The sequence below is a fragment of the Limnohabitans sp. TEGF005 genome (assembly GCF_055394835.1).
In genome coordinates, this window is sequence record NZ_AP029226.1 from 1,255,766 (window position 1) to 1,272,374 (window position 16,609).

Below are 16,609 nucleotides of genomic sequence, written 5' to 3' on the forward strand. Positions count from 1 at the left end.
AGTCAGCGGCCCCGGCGCTACGGTTTTCCGTCTCTTTACAAGGCCACCCCGTGTCCCTGCACATCACGACTTTCGAAGGCGCCAGCGCCCTCAGCGACTTTCGCATTGCCCAACTTTTGCCACGTTTGGCCGACATTTCGCCGCAAATTCAGGGCATTTCTGCCCGTTTTGTGCACTTGGTGGCCACGCAAGAGGCTTTGGCCGATGCCCAAAAGCAAACCTTGTCCGCGCTTTTAACCTACGGTGAGCCTTATGCAGGCCCCGTTGATGGCCCGGTGATCGTGGTCAGTCCGCGCATCGGCACCGTGTCGCCTTGGGCGTCCAAGGCCACCGACATCGCGCACAACTGTGGTTTTGCTGTGCGCCGCGTGGAGCGACTGACCGAATACCGCCTGACCATGAAGTCCGGTCTGCTGGGCACCGCCAAATTGAGCGCTGAGCAACAGGGCCAAGTCGCCGCCGTGTTGCATGACCGCATGACCGAGTCGGCCATGCCCAAGCGCGACGAGGCGGCGGCCTTGTTCACTGCGCTCGAGCCCGCGCCCATGGCGCACGTGGACGTGCTGGGCGGTGGCCCCGAAATGGGCAAAAAGGCGTTGGAAGACGCCAACAAGACCTGGGGCCTGGCCCTGGCCGACGACGAGATCGATTACCTGGTCAAAGCCTTCACGGGGCTCAAACGCAACCCCACCGATGTGGAGTTGATGATGTTCGCGCAGGCCAACAGCGAGCACTGCCGCCACAAGATTTTCAACGCCGAGTTCACCATCGACGGCGTGGCCCAGCCCAAGAGCCTGTTTGGCATGATCCGCAACACCGAGCAGCTCAGCCCCCAGCACACGGTGGTGGCTTATTCCGACAACGCCTCGGTGATGGAAGGCCACCCGATTGAGCGCTTTGTGGCCCGTGCTGCAACAAACGGCAATGGGCAGGGCGCTGCTTACCAGAGCGAGGCCGCCTTGCACCATGTGCTGATGAAGGTCGAAACGCACAACCACCCGACCGCGATTTCACCGTTCCCCGGTGCATCCACTGGCGCGGGCGGCGAGATCCGCGACGAAGGCGCCACCGGTCGCGGCTCCAAGCCCAAGGCGGGTTTGAGCGGTTTTACCGTGTCGAAGTTGTGGGGGGGCTTGAGCGACCAACCCGGCGGCAAGCCCGAGCACATCGCCAGCCCCTTGCAAATCATGACCGAAGGCCCTTTGGGGGGCGCGGCTTTCAACAACGAATTTGGCCGCCCCAATTTGCTGGGTTATTTCCGGGAATACGAGCAAACCGTGGACGGCGTGGTGCGTGGTTATCACAAGCCCATCATGATCGCGGGCGGTCTGGGCCAGATCGATGCTGAACAAACAAAAAAGATCGAATTTCCGGCGGGCAGTTTGCTGATTCAGCTCGGTGGCCCCGGCATGCGCATTGGCATGGGCGGCAGCGCCGCCAGCTCCATGGCCACCGGCACCAACGCCGCCAACCTCGACTTTGACTCGGTGCAACGCGGCAACCCCGAGATCGAGCGCCGGGCGCAAGAGGTCATCAACCACTGCTGGGCACAAGGTGCGGCCAACCCGATTTTGGCCATCCACGACGTGGGCGCGGGCGGTTTGTCCAACGCCTTCCCCGAGCTGACCAACGACGCAGGCCGTGGCGCACGTTTTGACTTGCGTGCGGTGCAACTGGAAGAGTCCGGTCTGTCGCCCAAAGAAATTTGGTCCAACGAAAGCCAAGAACGCTATGTGATGGCCATCGCGCCCGCGTCTTTGGACCAGTTCAAAGCCTTTTGCGAACGTGAGCGCTGTCCGTTTGCCGTGATCGGCGTGGCCACCGAAGAGCGCCAACTGGTGCTGGAAGACAAGGGCAGTGAATCGCCTGTCGACATGCCGATGGACGTTTTGCTGGGCAAGCCGCCCAAAATGCACCGCGATGTGACCACCCTGACGCGCCAATCGCCCGCCCTGGATTTGACCGGCGTGAGCCTGCAAAAAGCGGTGATCGATGTGCTGAGCCACCCCACCGTGGCGTCCAAGCGCTTTTTGATCACCATCGGTGACCGCGCTGTGGGCGGCCTCACGCACCGCGACCAGATGGTCGGCCCTTGGCAAGTGCCCGTGGCCGACGTGGCCGTGACCTTGGCCGACTACCAAGGCTTTGCCGGAGAAGCCATGAGCATGGGCGAGCGCACGCCGCTGGCCTCGCTCAACGCCGCAGCGTCGGGCCGCATGGCCGTGGCCGAGGCCATCACCAATTTGCTGGCTGCCCCGATCGAGTTGCCCCGCGTCAAGATGTCGGCCAACTGGATGGCCGCCTGTGGCGAGCCGGGCGAAGACGCGGCGCTGTACGAAACCGTCAAGGCCGTGGGCATGGAACTGTGCCCGGCGCTCGACATCTCGATCCCGGTGGGCAAAGACAGCTTGTCGATGCGCACACAGTGGACCGACAAGGGTCAGACACACAAAGTCACTTCGCCCGTGAGTTTGATCATCACCGCCTTTGCCAGCTTGCCCGATGTGCGCGGCACTTTGACGCCGCAGCTGGACGCGCAAACCGATGACACCAGCTTGCTCTTGATCGACCTGGGCCAAGGCCGTAACCGCATGGGCGGTAGCGTGCTGGGCCAAGTGCTTGACCAGTTTGGTGACAGCGTGCCCGACTTGGAAGACCCGCAAGCCTTGGTGAATTTGGTCAAGGCCATCAATGCCCTGCGTGCGCAAGGCCAGATCTTGGCCTACCACGACCGCAGCGACGGCGGCTTGCTGGCCGCTGTGGCCGAAATGGCATTTGCCGGCCATGTGGGTGTGGCGCTGAATGTGGACATGCTGGTGACCGAAGGCGACGGCATCAGCGACAGCCGCGCCGACCATGGCGACGCCAAAAATTGGGCGGGCCAAGTCAGCGCCCGCCGCGAAGAACTCACGCTCAAAGCCCTGTTCAACGAAGAGCTGGGCGTGGTGATCCAGGTGCGCACCGCAGACCGCAACGCGGTGCTGCAAACCTTGCGCGAACACGGCCTGTCCAAACACACGCACGTCATTGGCAAGACCCGTCCAAGCCAATCCACGATCCGCAAAGGCGTGGGTGAACTGAGCATTTGGCGTGACACCAAAGAGGTGTTTGCCGCCAAGCTCGAAGACCTGCACCAAGTCTGGGACAGCGTGAGCTGGAAGATTTGCCAGCAGCGCGACAACCCCGCTTGCGCCGACGCCGAGCACGCTGCCGCAGGGCGCGCTGACGACCCCGGCATGCACGTGGCGCTGAGCTTTGACCCAGCGGTCAACGTGGCCGCGCCTTATCTGAACCTGTCCCGCCCCAAAGTGGCCATCTTGCGCGAGCAAGGCGTCAACTCGCATGTGGAGATGGCCTATGCCTTCCACCAAGCGGGCTTCGAGTCGCACGACGTGCACATGACCGACCTGCAAACAGGCCGCGCCCACTTGACCGACTTCAAGGGCTTGGTCGCTTGCGGCGGCTTCAGCTATGGCGACACCTTGGGCGCAGGCATTGGCTGGGCACGCAGCATCACCTTCAACCCGCAGCTGGCCGAACAGTTCAAGGGCTTTTTTGGCCGCAGCGACACCTTTGGTTTGGGCGTGTGCAACGGCTGCCAAATGTTTGCCGAGCTGGCCGACATCATTCCTGGCGCCGGGGCTTGGCCGCGTTTCACCACCAACCAGAGCGAGCGTTTTGAAGCCCGCCTGTCCATGGTCGAGGTGCTCGAATCGCCCAGCTTGTTCTTGCAAGGCATGGCGGGCAGCCGCTTGCCGATTGCCGTGGCGCACGGTGAGGGCTATGCCAACTTCAAGCACCGGGGCGATGCGGGCCAAGCCATTGGCGCGATGCGCTTTGTCGACAACCACGGCCAAGCCACCGAACAGTACCCCTTCAACCCCAACGGCAGCGCGGGTGGTTTGACGGCGGTGACCACGGCAGACGGGCGCTTCACGGCCATGATGCCGCACCCCGAGCGCGTGTTCCGCAACGTGCAAATGAGCTGGACCGATCTGGGCCGCTCAGGCGGCATCGACGCCGCCAGCCCTTGGCTGCGCGTGTGGCAAAACGCCCGCAAATGGGTGGCTTGATGATGTTCTGCGTGTGCGTGGGCAATTGCGTGTTGTGCAATGTCTGATCAATGGTTCCCGCCCTCTCAGCTGGCGTTTTATTTCGACTCGAACTCCTGGGCCAAAGGCACTGCGCTTTACCTCAGAAACGAGATTTTGTCGGCACAACTGACGCCTGACGGCACAGACTGGCGCGTCGATGCGCAGGTTCAGGGTTCTTCGCAAGACCCGTATCGGGTTTCGGCGCATCTGCGCGTGTCCGATGGCGGTAACCTGCAAGCTTGGCGATCCACCTGCACTTGCCCCGTGGGGCGCATGTGCAAGCACGGAGCGGCACTGGGCATTCATGTCGCCATGCAAGGCGTTGCCATGCGCGATCCGCTGACCCCGGCGGGTGAGGGTGCCGAAATCGCTGAAAGCGATGAGCACCAGACCCGTGTGCGCCAAGAAAAAGCGCTGCAACAAGCCGAATATCAGGTGCGCGACTGGTTGACCCGTTTGCAAGCCGTCGATGCACCCTCGGGTTTTTCGGTGCCAGGCAAAGCCAATGAACACTTTTTGTACTGCCTGTCGGCCGCAACTGTGGGCCACAGGCCCGTGTTCCATCTCACGATCAAACAAGCGGTTTTGAAGCCGAACGGTGAATGGGGCAAACCCAAAAAAGTCAGCAGCCAGCCTTACCCCAGCGACCCGGTTTGGCGCAACTGTGCGCCGGGCGAGCAAGGCATTTTTGACCTGATGAAGGCCTGCCCGGCGACCAACAGCTTCAGCTCTTACGGCTTTCAAAGTGCGGTCAAGTTGCAAGGCATGGCCGCTGAGTTGTTGCTCAAGATGTGCAGCAGCACAAGCCGTCTTATGTGGGACGAGGGCAAAACCCTGCGGCCGTTGGTTTGGAGCGATCAGCCTGTGGCCTTCAGTGGCAACTGGCAGGCCGTGCCTGCGCAAGGCAACAGCCCCGAAGGCTGGCGTCTGCAGATGCAGTCGTCACAGGCGGGCGTGTTGCACGGCCTGAACGAGCCCCCCTTGTTTGTGGATCCGCAACAAGGCACCTGCGGCCTGCTGGACACGCAAGGCATGAGTGCTGAACACCTGCTCTTGCTCACGCAGGCTCCCGTGGTGCCCGAGCGTGTGGCGGTCAAGTTTCAACAGCAACTGATGGATGCCATGGGCGAATTGCCCCTGCCACCCGTGATCGAAAAAATGCCCGAAATTCGGGGTGTTGCGCCTGTCGGCGTGTTGCACATCGTGCCGGTGCCAGAACACTTGCGCGGTGAACAAGGCCTGTTTCAGGCCGAATTGAAGTTTCAATATGCCGGTTGCTCTGGCTATTGGGCGGACCACCAGTCACGCGTGGTCGTTGGCCAAGGCCCCCAAGCCCGCCTGTTGGTGCGCGATCTGGCGGCCGAGCTCGAGATCTGGGACACGCTGGACGATCTGGGCTTTTTGCTGTGGGACAACAACTTGCTGGGCATGCCCGGCCCAGATGGCCAAGCCCTGTGGCTGGACTGGCTGGAATCCGACTTTTCGCCTCTGCGCGATGCCGGGTTTGAAGTACACAGCCGCGAAGGCCTGAACCACTGGCTGCGCCTGGCTGACGATGTGCATGTGGGCATGAGCGGGCAGGGCGATCAGGGCGTTCAAGGCGAAGATGTCGCTGAAGACACCTCCCCTTGGTTCGACCTCTCGCTGGGCATGAACATCGACGGTCAGCGCGTGAACATCCTGCCTTGGGTGCCCGAGATCCTAAAGGCCATGGCCCGTGCCGGGGTTTCGGCCAGCGAGCTGGGCGACAAGCACGCCGACCGCGTGCCCGACTACCTGTACTTGCCTGATTTGCAAGGACCAGGCTATGTAAAACTGCCCACGGCCCAAATCAAGCCATGGCTTTCCATGCTCATGGAGTTGCACGGCGAACGTGGGCACGACTGGGATGGCGATTCGCTGCGGCTGTCGCGCCTGGATGCACTGCGCACCGCCGCATCGCTGGGCGAAGGCGCAGTTTGGCAGGGCGCACAAAGCCTGTTGGCCTTGGTACAACAAATGCGCGGAATGGCGGCGCTGCCCGACGTGCCCTTGCCCGAAGGCTTGCAAGCCACGCTGCGCCCCTACCAACAGCAGGGCCTGAATTGGCTGCAGTTTTTGCGCCAACACCGGCTGGCGGGCATCTTGGCCGACGACATGGGCCTGGGCAAAACGCTGCAGACGCTGGCCCACATCCTGACCGAAAAACAGGCCGGACGGCTGACGCAACCGGCGCTGATCGTTGCGCCTGTGAGCTTGCTGGGCAACTGGCAGCGCGAAGCGACACGCTTTTGTCCGGGCCTTGCCACCCACATCCACCACGGCCTGTCGCGTCACGAAACCGCGCAAGAGCTTTGCCAGTTTGACGTCGTCATCACCGCCTATTCGCTCCTGTCGCGCGACCGCGAAATGTGGCTGCAAGTGCCCTGGCACATGCTGGTGTTGGACGAGGCGCAAAACATCAAGAACGCCAACACCAATGCAGCGCAGGTTGTCTCAGAAATTCCGGCCATACACCGCTTGTGTCTGTCGGGCACGCCCATTGAAAACCACCTGGGCGAACTCTGGAGCCAGTTCCACTTTTTGATGCCCGGCTTTTTGGGCAGCCAGCGGCGCTTTACAGAGCTGTTTCGCAACCCCATTGAGCGCCAAGGCAGCACCGAAAAAATGGCGCAGTTGCGCGCCCGCATCACGCCCTTCATGCTGCGCCGCACCAAAGACCTGGTGGCCAGTGAGTTGCCGCCCAAAATCGAAACCCTGATGCCGGTGCCGCTCGAAGGCCAGCAGGCCGACCTGTACGAAACCATCCGCCTGGGCATGGAAAAAACCGTGCGCGAAGCGCTCAGCACGCAGGGCCTGGGCAAATCGCAAATCACCATCCTGGATGCGCTGCTCAAATTGCGCCAAGTGTGTTGCGATCCGCGCTTGCTCAAACTCAGCGCCGCAAGCCAAGTGCGCGAGTCGGCCAAGCTCACCCAACTGCTGGACATGCTGCCCGAGATGGTGGCCGAAGGCCGCAAGATCTTGCTGTTCTCGCAGTTCACCGAAATGCTGGGACTGATCGAGCAAGCCTTGCCCGCCTTGGGCATCCCCTGGGTCAAGCTCACCGGGCAAAGCAAAAACCGCGACGCGATCATCGACAAATTCACCAGCGGTGAGGTGCCCTTGTTCCTGATCAGCCTGAAAGCCGGAGGCGTGGGCCTGAACCTGCCGCAGGCCGACACCGTGATCCATTACGACCCCTGGTGGAACCCGGCGGTAGAGAACCAAGCCACCGACCGCGCCCACCGCATCGGCCAGACCAAAAACGTGTGGGTGGTGAAACTGGTGGCGCAAGGCACCATCGAAGAACGCATGCTGGCCCTGCAAGAGCGCAAAGCCCAACTGGCGCAAGACATGTATGCCGGTGCCGTCAAGCGCAAAGAGCCGCTGTTTGGCGAGTCTGACCTGAACGAGTTGCTCAAGCCGCTCGGCTGATCAGTGCATGCCCTGCACGGGTGGGCGGGTCTTGTAAAACTGCACCGGGCTTTCGGGCACGGCGGCCAGCACCGATTTTTTGATTTTGCCGACCACGTGCATTTCGCAGGGTTTGCAGTCAAAGCGCAGGGTGAGTTTTTCTTTGCCGTTGATCAGTTGCATCGGCTCGGCCTTGACGGTGCCTTGCACGCCGGTCACGCCTTTGGCCTGTTTGGGGCACAGGCTCAAACTGAAGCGCACGCAGTGCTTGGTGATCATCAGGCTGACTTCGCCCAGTTCTTCTTGCGCTTCATAGGCGGCGGCGATCACCTTCACGCCGTGTTCGGCATAAAAGTCGCGCGCTTTTTGGTTGAACACATTGGCCAGATAGGTGAGGGTGTCATCGGGGTATGGGGCCGGTGGCTCCACGGGCACCGCACGCGGCAGGCGGTGCAGGCCCTGGGCGCGGGCGTCTTCGAGCGCTTGCACGGCGTCGCGGCGCAGGGCGTTGAGCTGTGACGGTGGCACAAACCAAGGGCGGGGCAGGGTCACTTGCACGTCGATCGGCTCAAACACGGTGTCGCCCAGTTTGCCCAAAGCGCTTTGGACGATGGCGTGGGCCTGTGCGGCGTCTTTGGGCGCTTGCCAGCGCACAGCCAAGTGCGCTGTGCCGGTGTGCCCGGCTTCGTCGGTCAGGGTCAGTTGCAGGCCGTCGGGGCTTTCGGCCAGTTGCATCCACACACCCATGCGGCGTTCGGCGGACTTTTTGTCCAAGGTCCGCACCCAGCTCATGTCGCGGTTGCGGTTGATCTGCACGCCTTTGCGCAGGTCTTTGAAGCCGTCCATCGGGTCTTTGGGAAAGAGCCGCCACACGCCTTTGGCTTTTTGGGCTTCGGCGCGGTTGATTTGCAGGCCCACCAGTTCTTTTTGCAGGTCGTAGTAGCAAAGCCCATCGCCGTTGTGCAACACCGTGGCCGTGTCGTCGGTGGTGATCTCGACGTGTTCGGGCGTGACTCGGCTGACCCAGCCGATCGCTTGGCCGGGGTTTTTGGGCGTGTCAAAGGCGCCGATGTCTTCTTGGCGGCCTTGCACAAAGTAGTCGGTGAACTCGCGGTTGAAGTTTTGGTTGGGATCGGGCTCAAAGCTGAAGGTGGTGCGGCCATGTGAGGCCGGGGCCAATTCGGGCTGGTCGTTGAGCACCTCGTCCATCAACTTGCGGTAATGGGCCGTGATGTTTTTCACATAGGCCATGTCTTTGTAACGGCCTTCGATTTTGAAGCTGCGGATGCCCGCATCGACCAAAGCGCGCAGGTTGTCGCTTTGGTTGTTGTCTTTCATGCTGAGCACATGCTTGTCATGGGCCACGATGCGGCCTTGCGCGTCTTTGACTTCGTAGGGCAGGCGGCAAGCTTGCGAGCAGTCGCCTCGGTTGGCGCTGCGGCCGGTGTGGGCGTGGCTGATGAAGCATTGGCCGCTGTAGGCCACACACAAAGCGCCGTGCACAAAAAACTCGATCACGGTGCGCTCGGTGTCCACCGCGTCGCGGATAGCCGCGATCTGAGGCAGCGTGAGTTCACGGGCCAGCACGATTTGGCTCAGGCCGGCGTCTTGCAAGAATTTGGCTTTTTCGGGCGTGCGGATGTCGGTCTGGGTGCTGGCGTGCAGTTGGATGGGCGGCATGTCAATCTGCAGCAAGCCCATGTCCTGCACGATCAGGGCGTCCACCCCTGCGTCAAACAGCTGCCAGGCCAATTTGCGGGCACCTTCGAGTTCGTCGTCGCGCAAGATGGTGTTGAGGGTGACAAAGATGCGGCTGTGAAAGCGGTGGGCGTTCTGCACCAGCTTGGCAATGTCTTGCACGCTGTTGTCAGCAGTCGACCGCGCCCCGAACGAGGGGCCGCCAATATAGACGGCATCGGCGCCATGGTGGATGGCTTCGATGCCAATATCGAAGGTACGGGCAGGGGCGAGGAGTTCGAGGTGGTGAGGCTGCATGGGCTGGGATTATCCCAGCTTGTGAAGCCTACACCTCATGCAGACCAACAGCTCTGGGGCTGTGGGCTCTGGTTGGGGCGATGTGGCAAAGCGAAGCGCCTCTGAGCCCCGGCCAGTGCCCGCAGGCCCAGAGCGAACGTCAAAGAAATGCGAACCAACAAAAAACGCGACCGAAGTCGCGTTTTTCAGAGGGCAAAGTCCAAGTTATTGGATCTTGGCTTTGGCGCGCAAGGCATCCTGGAAACTGCTGAGCTTTTGCTGTTGCAGTTGCTGCGCAATCTGGGGTTTGACTTCTTCGAGCTTAGGCAATTGGGCTTCGCGTACGTCGTCCACACGGATGATGTGAAAGCCAAATTGGCTTTTGACGGGGGCGTCGGTCATCTGACCTTTGTCCAGTTTGACCATGGCACCCGAAAACTCGGGCACGTAGCTGCCGGCTGCAGCCCAGTCGAGGTCGCCACCGTTGGCACCGGAGCCTGGGTCTTTGGAGGCTTTTTTGGCCAGGTCTTCAAAGCTGCCGCCTTTTTTGATCTGGGCAATCAAGGCCAAGGCTTCGTCTTCTTTTTCAACCAAGATGTGGCGGGCGCGGTATTCCTTGCCACCGTTGGCTGCCACAAATTTGTCGTACTCACCCTTGATGTCAGCATCTGTGACCGGGTTTTTCTTTTGGAAGTCGGCAAACAGTTGGCGGATCAGGATGGTCTGGCGGGCCAGTTCGATCTGGGTTTTGTACTCGTCAGAGGCGTCCAGGCCGCGCTTTTTGGCTTCTTGCATGAACACTTCGCGGGCGATCAACTCTTCCTTGATCTGGGCCAGCACTTCGGGTGTCACGGGGCGGCCAGAGGCTTCAACTTGTTGCTTGAGCGCATTCACGCGCGAAGAAGGCACTGGCTTGCCGTTGACCACAGCCAGGTTTTGCGCCAGGGCGGGAACCGCCAGCAAGGCGACCAGGGCGGCGCTGAGCATTTGCTTTTTCATTTTGTTTTCCTCAATGACGTTGTGTCAGGCTTGAATCAAGGGTTCAAAAAAAGGGGCTGCCACCAATGGGTGACGGCCCAGGTTCAGATCAGCTCGATGGCCAGAGCATGCAGGCCCTGGTCAATGAAATCTTGCAGCTCATCATACACAAGGCGATGGCGCTGAACGCGGCTCAAGCTTGTAAACAAAGGTGAAGCAACGCACACACGCATGTGGGTGCCCTGACCGCTGTCGTTCGCCCCCACATGGCCTGCGTGGGCGGCGCTTTCGTCAATGACTTTCAGAGCGGTTGGTTGCAGGCGTTCGGTCAGTCGGGCGTGGATCTGTTCGCTCAGGGGCAATGGCAAGGGCAAGTTCGTCATTCTTTGTCAACGCCTTCTTTGGGCAAGTAGCGCGAGATGTAAATACCTTGTCCCAAGATGAACACCAGCGGGAACGCATAGCCCCAGAGCTTGAAGTTGACCCAGTCTTCGGTGCTGAAATACGCCGCCACATAGCCGTTGGTGGCGGCCATGAACACGCAATACAGCATCCATGACAGGTTGAGCCGGTTCCAGACCGCGTGGGGCAGCTGCAGTTGTTGACCCAGCAGCATGTGCAAAAAGTTTTTCTTCAACAAGCCATGCGCCACGGCCAGTGCAATGGCCAGGCCCGAGTACAGCAAGGTGGGTTTCCACTTGATGAAGCGCTCGTCGTGCAAGCCCAAAGTGAGTGCGCCAAAGCCCAAGACCAAGACCAAGGTGATCTTGTGCATGGTTTGCAGCTTGCCGTCCATCTTGTAGATCAGTGCGGTTTGCACCACGGTAGCGGCCATCAGGACCGCAGTGGCGGTGTAGATGTCGGCCATCTTGTACGCGCCAAAAAACAGCAGGATGGGAAAAAAGTCGAGGATGAATTTCATGAAATGGGTCTGGTTACTGCGCGGTGGGTGCGCCATGCAGGCGCAACCGGGTTCGGTCAGGAAGCCTCGAAGTCTAACGAAGCGGAGTTCATGCAGTAGCGCAAGCCCGTGGGGGCCGGGCCGTCTTCGAACACATGACCCAGGTGCGCACCGCATTGGGCACACACGGTTTCGACCCGGCGCATGCCGTGACTGGTGTCCACACGTTCTTCAATCGCGCCGTCTGCCGAGGCTTGCGAGAAGCTGGGCCAGCCGCAACCCGCGTCAAATTTGGTGTCGGATTTGAACAGTTCGGCATCGCAACACATGCAGCGGTAGATGCCGTTGGCCCAGTGGCTTTCGTATTTGCCGGTAAATGGTCGCTCGGTGGCGGCTTGTCGGGTCACGGCAAAGGCCACGGGCTCGGCGCCTTTGGCGGCCAGCAGATCGCGCCATTCTGGGTCGGTTTTGGTGATGTGGGTCATGATGAACAGCTGATTTCGAGTTGGCTCGCCCAGTCGGGCGGCAGGTCGGCATAGGCGTCAAAGCCGGGATGCTCGTCGAAGGGGGACTTTAGCAAGTTGTACAGGGTGTCGATTTCTGAAAAATCACCGACCTTGGCCTGGCGGATGGCGGTTTCTGCCAAATGGTTGCGCAGCACAAATTTGGGGTTGGTGCGCAGCATGCGAGCGCCCATGGCGGCGAAGTTGCCCTGACCTGCGCGTGCGGTGTAGCGTTCCAACCAGGCCAGCAGGCGAGGGCGGTCGAGCACCAGATCCGTCACTGCGCTCCAGCCTTCGTTGTTCAGCTTCGTGGCCCGCGATTGCCACACCACCGCATGGCTCAGTTGCCGCCAAAACAGGGTGAAGTCCACGTTTTCAGTGGCCATCAACTGCATCAGGTCTTCGACCAAGGTCCAGTCGGCTTCGCGTTCGGATTCGAGGGCCAGGCTGCCCGTCAAACCGAGTTTGGCTCGCATGGCGTCTCCCAGATATTGGGGGAACAAGGTTTTGTAGCCCTCTAACACCTGCAAGGTCATGGGCTGGTCGTCGATCAGTGGGGCAATGGCTTGTGCCAGTGCATACAGATTCCAATAGGCCACGTTGGGCTGGCGCCCATAGGCGTAGCGGCCTTGGTGGTCAGAGTGGTTGCAGATATGGCCCGGGTCAAAGCCGTCCATGAACTGGAAGGGGCCGTAGTCGATGGTCAGGCCCAACAGGCTCATGTTGTCGGTGTTCATCACGCCATGACAAAAGCCCACAGCCTGCCATTGCGCGAGCAGCCGGGCGGTGCGCTCTTGCACCTCGTCCAGCAGGGCGGCGTACGCATTGCCTTGCCAACGTTGCATGCGTTCTTGGCACTGCGGCAAGTGGTGTGCGATGGCATGGTCAGCCAGCGCTCGCAGGCTGTCGGTGTCGCCTTGTGCCGAAAAATGTTCAAAGTGCCCGAAGCGCAAAAAGCTGGGGGCCACCCGCGCCACCACGGCGGCGCTTTCGATGGTTTCGCGCCGCACCGGCTCGGGCGAAGCCACCAGGCTCAGCGCCCGGGTGGTCGCAATACCCAGTCCGTGCATGGCTTCACTGCACAAATACTCGCGAATGCTGGAGCGCAGCACAGCGCGGCCATCGCCACCGCGCGAATAAGGCGTGCGGCCCGCGCCCTTGAGCTGAATCTCTTGTGGCCCTTGCGCCGATGCGGCCTCGCCCAGCCAAATCGCACGGCCGTCACCCAGTTGCCCGGCCCATTGTCCAAACTGGTGTCCGCTGTAGACCGTGGCCAATGGGTCAGACCCCACCATCAGCGCATTGCCCGCGAAGGCTTGGAGGTGATCGTCGTCAAAAATACCGGCTGGCCAGCCCAGTTCGGCCCGCAGGCTTTCGTTGCGGGCCGCCCAGCGCGGTGCCGCTACGGGCGTGGGTTGCAGGCGGGTGAAAAAACGAGGCCCGAGTTGGGTCAGGCGGTGCGTCCAGTCCAGCACGGGCATGGGATTGTCAGCGCTGTCAGAAGTGTTCAAGTGGGCAGAAACCATAAGTGTGGATTGTCACGTCCTTGACAAGTACCCGGGGTTTGGCGGGTTTTAGAGCGCGTTTTAAGGTCTGTTGTGCGTGGGCCCGGGTGCACAATGAATCGGTTCAATACCACCCACCTGACAGGAGACACCCCATGCTGGGACTGATGCAACAGCAATCGCTGCTGATTTCTTCGTTGATCGAATTTGCAGAGAAACATCACGGCGACAGCGAAGTCGTGTCACGCCGGGTAGAAGGGGACCTGCACCGTTACGCTTGGTCAGACGTGGCACGCCGCGCACGTCAAGTGGCCAACGCGCTCGATGGCCAGAAACTGCCCCAGGGCGCACGCATCGCTACTTTGGCTTGGAACGGCTACCGCCACCTAGAGCTTTACTTTGGGGTGAGCGGTTCGGGACGGGTTTTGCACACCATGAACCCGCGTCTGCACCCGGACCAGCTGGCCTGGATCGCCAACCATGCCGAAGACCAGGTTTTGTGTTTTGACATGAGCTTTTTGCCGCTGGTACAAGCGGTTCATGCCCAATGCACCACCATCACCCACTATGTGGCCCTGTGCGATGCCGACAAATTGCCTGCAGAGACCGGCATTCCGAACCTGGTGAGCTACGAGGCCTGGATGGGCCAACAGCCAGACACCTATGCCTGGCCGCAACTTGACGAGAATTCGGCCTGCAGCTTGTGCTACACCAGTGGCACCACGGGCAACCCCAAGGGGGCTTTGTACAGCCACCGCTCCACCGTCTTGCACGCGTATGCGGCGGCCTTGCCCGATTCGATGTGCATTTCGGCGCGTGATTCGATCTTGCCGGTGGTGCCCATGTTCCATGTCAATGCCTGGGGCATCCCTTACAGCGCGGCCATGACGGGCGCCAAGTTGGTGTTTCCTGGCCCCGCGCTGGATGGCAAATCGGTGTACGAGCTGATTGAGTCTGAAGGTGTGACGTTTGCAGCGGGCGTGCCCACCGTCTGGCAAATGCTGTTGGGCCACATGAAGCCTGCAGGCCTCAAGTTCAGCCAGCTCAACCGCACGGTGATTGGCGGCTCGGCTTGCCCGCCCGCCATGATTGACGCCTTTCGCCAAGACTACAACGTCGACGTGTTGCACGCCTGGGGCATGACCGAGCTCAGCCCTTTGGGCACGGTTTGCACGCTGAAAAACAAGCACCTGAGTTTGCCCGCAGAGGCGCAAATGAAGCTGCGCATGAAGCAAGGCCGTTGCATATTTGGCATCGACATGAAGATCGTCGATGAAAACGGCAAAGCCCTGCCCCATGACGGCAAGGCGGCTGGCGACCTGCTGGTCAAAGGCCCTTGGGTGATTGCCTCTTATTACAAGCAGGAAGGCGCCAGCCCCTTGGTGGGCGGCTGGTTCCCGACGGGCGACGTGGCCACCATCGATGCCGACGGCTTCATGCAGATCACCGATCGCAGCAAAGACGTGATCAAGTCGGGGGGCGAGTGGATCAGCTCGATCGATGTGGAGAACATCGCCATGGCGCACCCGGCGGTGGCCATGGCCGCGTGCATCGGCATGCGCCACCCCAAGTGGGACGAGCGTCCGATTGTGTGTGTGGTCAAGAAACCCGGGGTTCAGGTGAGTCGTGATGAGCTGATCGCTTTCTACGAAGGCAAAACGGCCAAATGGCAAATTCCGGACGATGTGGTGTTTGTGGATGCCATTCCTTTGGGCGGCACCGGAAAAATGCTCAAGACCCGTTTGCGTGAGCAGTTGGCCGACTATGTTTTGCCCGGTCTTTGACCCGGCTCAAGCCTGTGCGGATGAAGAGTCGCGCGGGTGATAAGGCTTAGGTGCAAACCCCGAGCCGATTTGAATGGCGAGCGGTTACGCTGGCCATGTCTGATTTACAACGCAGGAGACCTTGAATGAAAATCGCAACCCGTTTGATCGCCGCAGCCGCCTTGGCTGCATGTTCTATGGGCGCTTTTGCCCAAAAAGGCGAAACCGTCAAAATTGCCTGGATCGACCCTCTGTCGGGTCTGATGGCACCCGTGGGCAGCAACCAACTCAAAAGCTTCCAGTTCTTCGCCGAAAAATTCAGCAAAACCAACCCCGCTGGCGTCAAATTTGAGGTCATTGGCATCGACAACAAATTGAGCCCGGCTGAGAGCCTGAACGCGCTCAAAGCGGCCATGGACCAAGGCGTGCGTTACATCACCCAAGGCAACGGTTCATCGGTGGCCGGTGCTTTGATCGAAGCGGTCAACAAGCACAATGAACGCAACCCCGGCAAGGAAATCATTTTCCTGAACCATTCAGCGGTGGACCCTGATTTCACCAACAGCAAGTGCAGCTACTGGCACTTCCGTTTCGATGCCGACACGTCGATGAAGATCGAGGCCATGACCACCTTCATGAAAGACGACACGGCCATCAAGAAGGTCTACCTGTTCAACCAGAACTACTCGCACGGCCATCAAGTCGCCAAGTTCGCCAAGGAAAACCTGGCTCGCAAGCGCGCTGATGTACAGATCGTGGGTGAAGACCTGCACCCATTGGCCCAAGTACGCGACTTCTCGCCCTATATCGCCAAGATCAAAGCTTCCGGTGCCGACACCGTGATCACCGGCAATTGGGGCTCTGACCTGGCCCTGCTGGTCAAAGCAGCCAACGAAGGCGGCTACACCGGCAAGTTCTACACTTACTACACAGGCGTTTCTGGCACCCCCACGGCCCTGGGCCAAGGCGGTGCAGGTCGCGTGTTCCAGATTGCCTACAACCACTACAACATGGGTGGCGACATTGGCAAGTGGATGGCTGAGTTCAAGACCAAGTTCAACGACGACTTCTACACGGGCTCCGTGATCTCGATCTACAGCGCATTGGGTGAGGCCATGGCCAAAGCCAAGTCGACCGATCCTGTCAAAGTCGCCGCGGCCTTGGAAGGTCTGACCTTCAAGAGCTACCACGGTGAAGTCCAAATGCGCAAGACCGATCACCAGCTGCAGCAGCCGCTGTTCATGACCGTCTGGCAAAAGGCCGACAAGAAATACCCTTACAGCCCTGAAAACACAGGCATGACTCTGGCACCCGTGAAAGAGTTCCCGTCGTATGTGTCCAGCACGCCCACCAGCTGCCAGATGAAACGTCCAGGCTAAGCTGCGCAGGGCTTGACCCGGTAGGCGCTGTCTGCTGGGTTGGCTGGCACTGAAAGTGCCAAGGGTTCTGAGGCCCG

Annotated in this window: 10 protein-coding genes; 4 read left to right on the plus strand and 6 right to left on the minus strand. The window is 60.5% G+C overall.

Going from position 1 to position 16,609, the window contains the following annotated elements:
• Positions 1-50: 50 nt before the first annotated feature.
• Both purL and ACZ5RG_RS06055 read left to right on the plus strand, forming a co-directional pair.
• Positions 51-4,073, plus strand: coding sequence for a phosphoribosylformylglycinamidine synthase (gene purL, locus ACZ5RG_RS06050; protein ID WP_464448028.1), 4,023 nt, complete (start codon positions 51-53; stop codon positions 4,071-4,073).
• Between the two features lie 39 nt (positions 4,074-4,112).
• On the plus strand, positions 4,113-7,550 hold the full coding sequence (locus ACZ5RG_RS06055) for a DEAD/DEAH box helicase (protein WP_464448029.1): 3,438 nt from the start codon (positions 4,113-4,115) through the stop codon (positions 7,548-7,550).
• On the opposite strand, the gene ACZ5RG_RS06060 is transcribed toward ACZ5RG_RS06055, so the two are convergent.
• From ACZ5RG_RS06060 to ACZ5RG_RS06085, 6 genes are all read right to left on the minus strand, one after another.
• Complete coding sequence (locus ACZ5RG_RS06060) at positions 7,551-9,524, minus strand: peptidase U32 family protein (protein ID WP_464448030.1); 1,974 nt, start codon at positions 9,522-9,524, stop codon at positions 7,551-7,553.
• 204 nt (positions 9,525-9,728) lie between these two features.
• Positions 9,729-10,502 (minus strand): peptidylprolyl isomerase, encoded by a 774-nt coding sequence (locus ACZ5RG_RS06065; protein ID WP_464448031.1) that lies wholly within the window; start codon positions 10,500-10,502, stop codon positions 9,729-9,731.
• Between the two features lie 83 nt (positions 10,503-10,585).
• Positions 10,586-10,864 carry a BolA family protein gene (locus ACZ5RG_RS06070; RefSeq protein ID WP_464448032.1) on the minus strand — a complete coding sequence of 93 codons (279 nt, stop codon included), beginning with the start codon at positions 10,862-10,864 and terminating at the stop codon, positions 10,586-10,588.
• Positions 10,861-11,403, minus strand: coding sequence for a septation protein A (locus ACZ5RG_RS06075; protein ID WP_298596967.1), 543 nt, complete (start codon positions 11,401-11,403; stop codon positions 10,861-10,863). The genes ACZ5RG_RS06070 and ACZ5RG_RS06075 overlap by 4 nt, the downstream gene beginning before the upstream one ends.
• A gap of 56 nt (positions 11,404-11,459) precedes the next feature.
• Positions 11,460-11,867 carry a peptide-methionine (R)-S-oxide reductase MsrB gene (gene msrB, locus ACZ5RG_RS06080; RefSeq protein WP_464448033.1) on the minus strand — a complete coding sequence of 136 codons (408 nt, stop codon included), beginning with the start codon at positions 11,865-11,867 and terminating at the stop codon, positions 11,460-11,462.
• The gene (locus tag ACZ5RG_RS06085) at positions 11,864-13,411 is read right to left on the minus strand and encodes a protein adenylyltransferase SelO (protein WP_464448034.1); all 1,548 of its coding nucleotides are present in this window, start codon (positions 13,409-13,411) and stop codon (positions 11,864-11,866) included. The genes msrB and ACZ5RG_RS06085 overlap by 4 nt, the downstream gene beginning before the upstream one ends.
• Before the next feature lie 134 nt (positions 13,412-13,545).
• Between ACZ5RG_RS06085 and ACZ5RG_RS06090 the strand changes: the two genes are divergently transcribed.
• Both ACZ5RG_RS06090 and ACZ5RG_RS06095 read left to right on the plus strand, forming a co-directional pair.
• Positions 13,546-15,174 (plus strand): 3-(methylthio)propionyl-CoA ligase, encoded by a 1,629-nt coding sequence (locus tag ACZ5RG_RS06090; protein WP_464448035.1) that lies wholly within the window; start codon positions 13,546-13,548, stop codon positions 15,172-15,174.
• A gap of 125 nt (positions 15,175-15,299) precedes the next feature.
• Positions 15,300-16,532: a branched-chain amino acid ABC transporter substrate-binding protein gene (locus ACZ5RG_RS06095; protein ID WP_298596959.1), complete on the plus strand. Its 1,233-nt coding sequence runs from the start codon at positions 15,300-15,302 to the stop codon at positions 16,530-16,532.
• Positions 16,533-16,609: the final 77 nt, after the last annotated feature.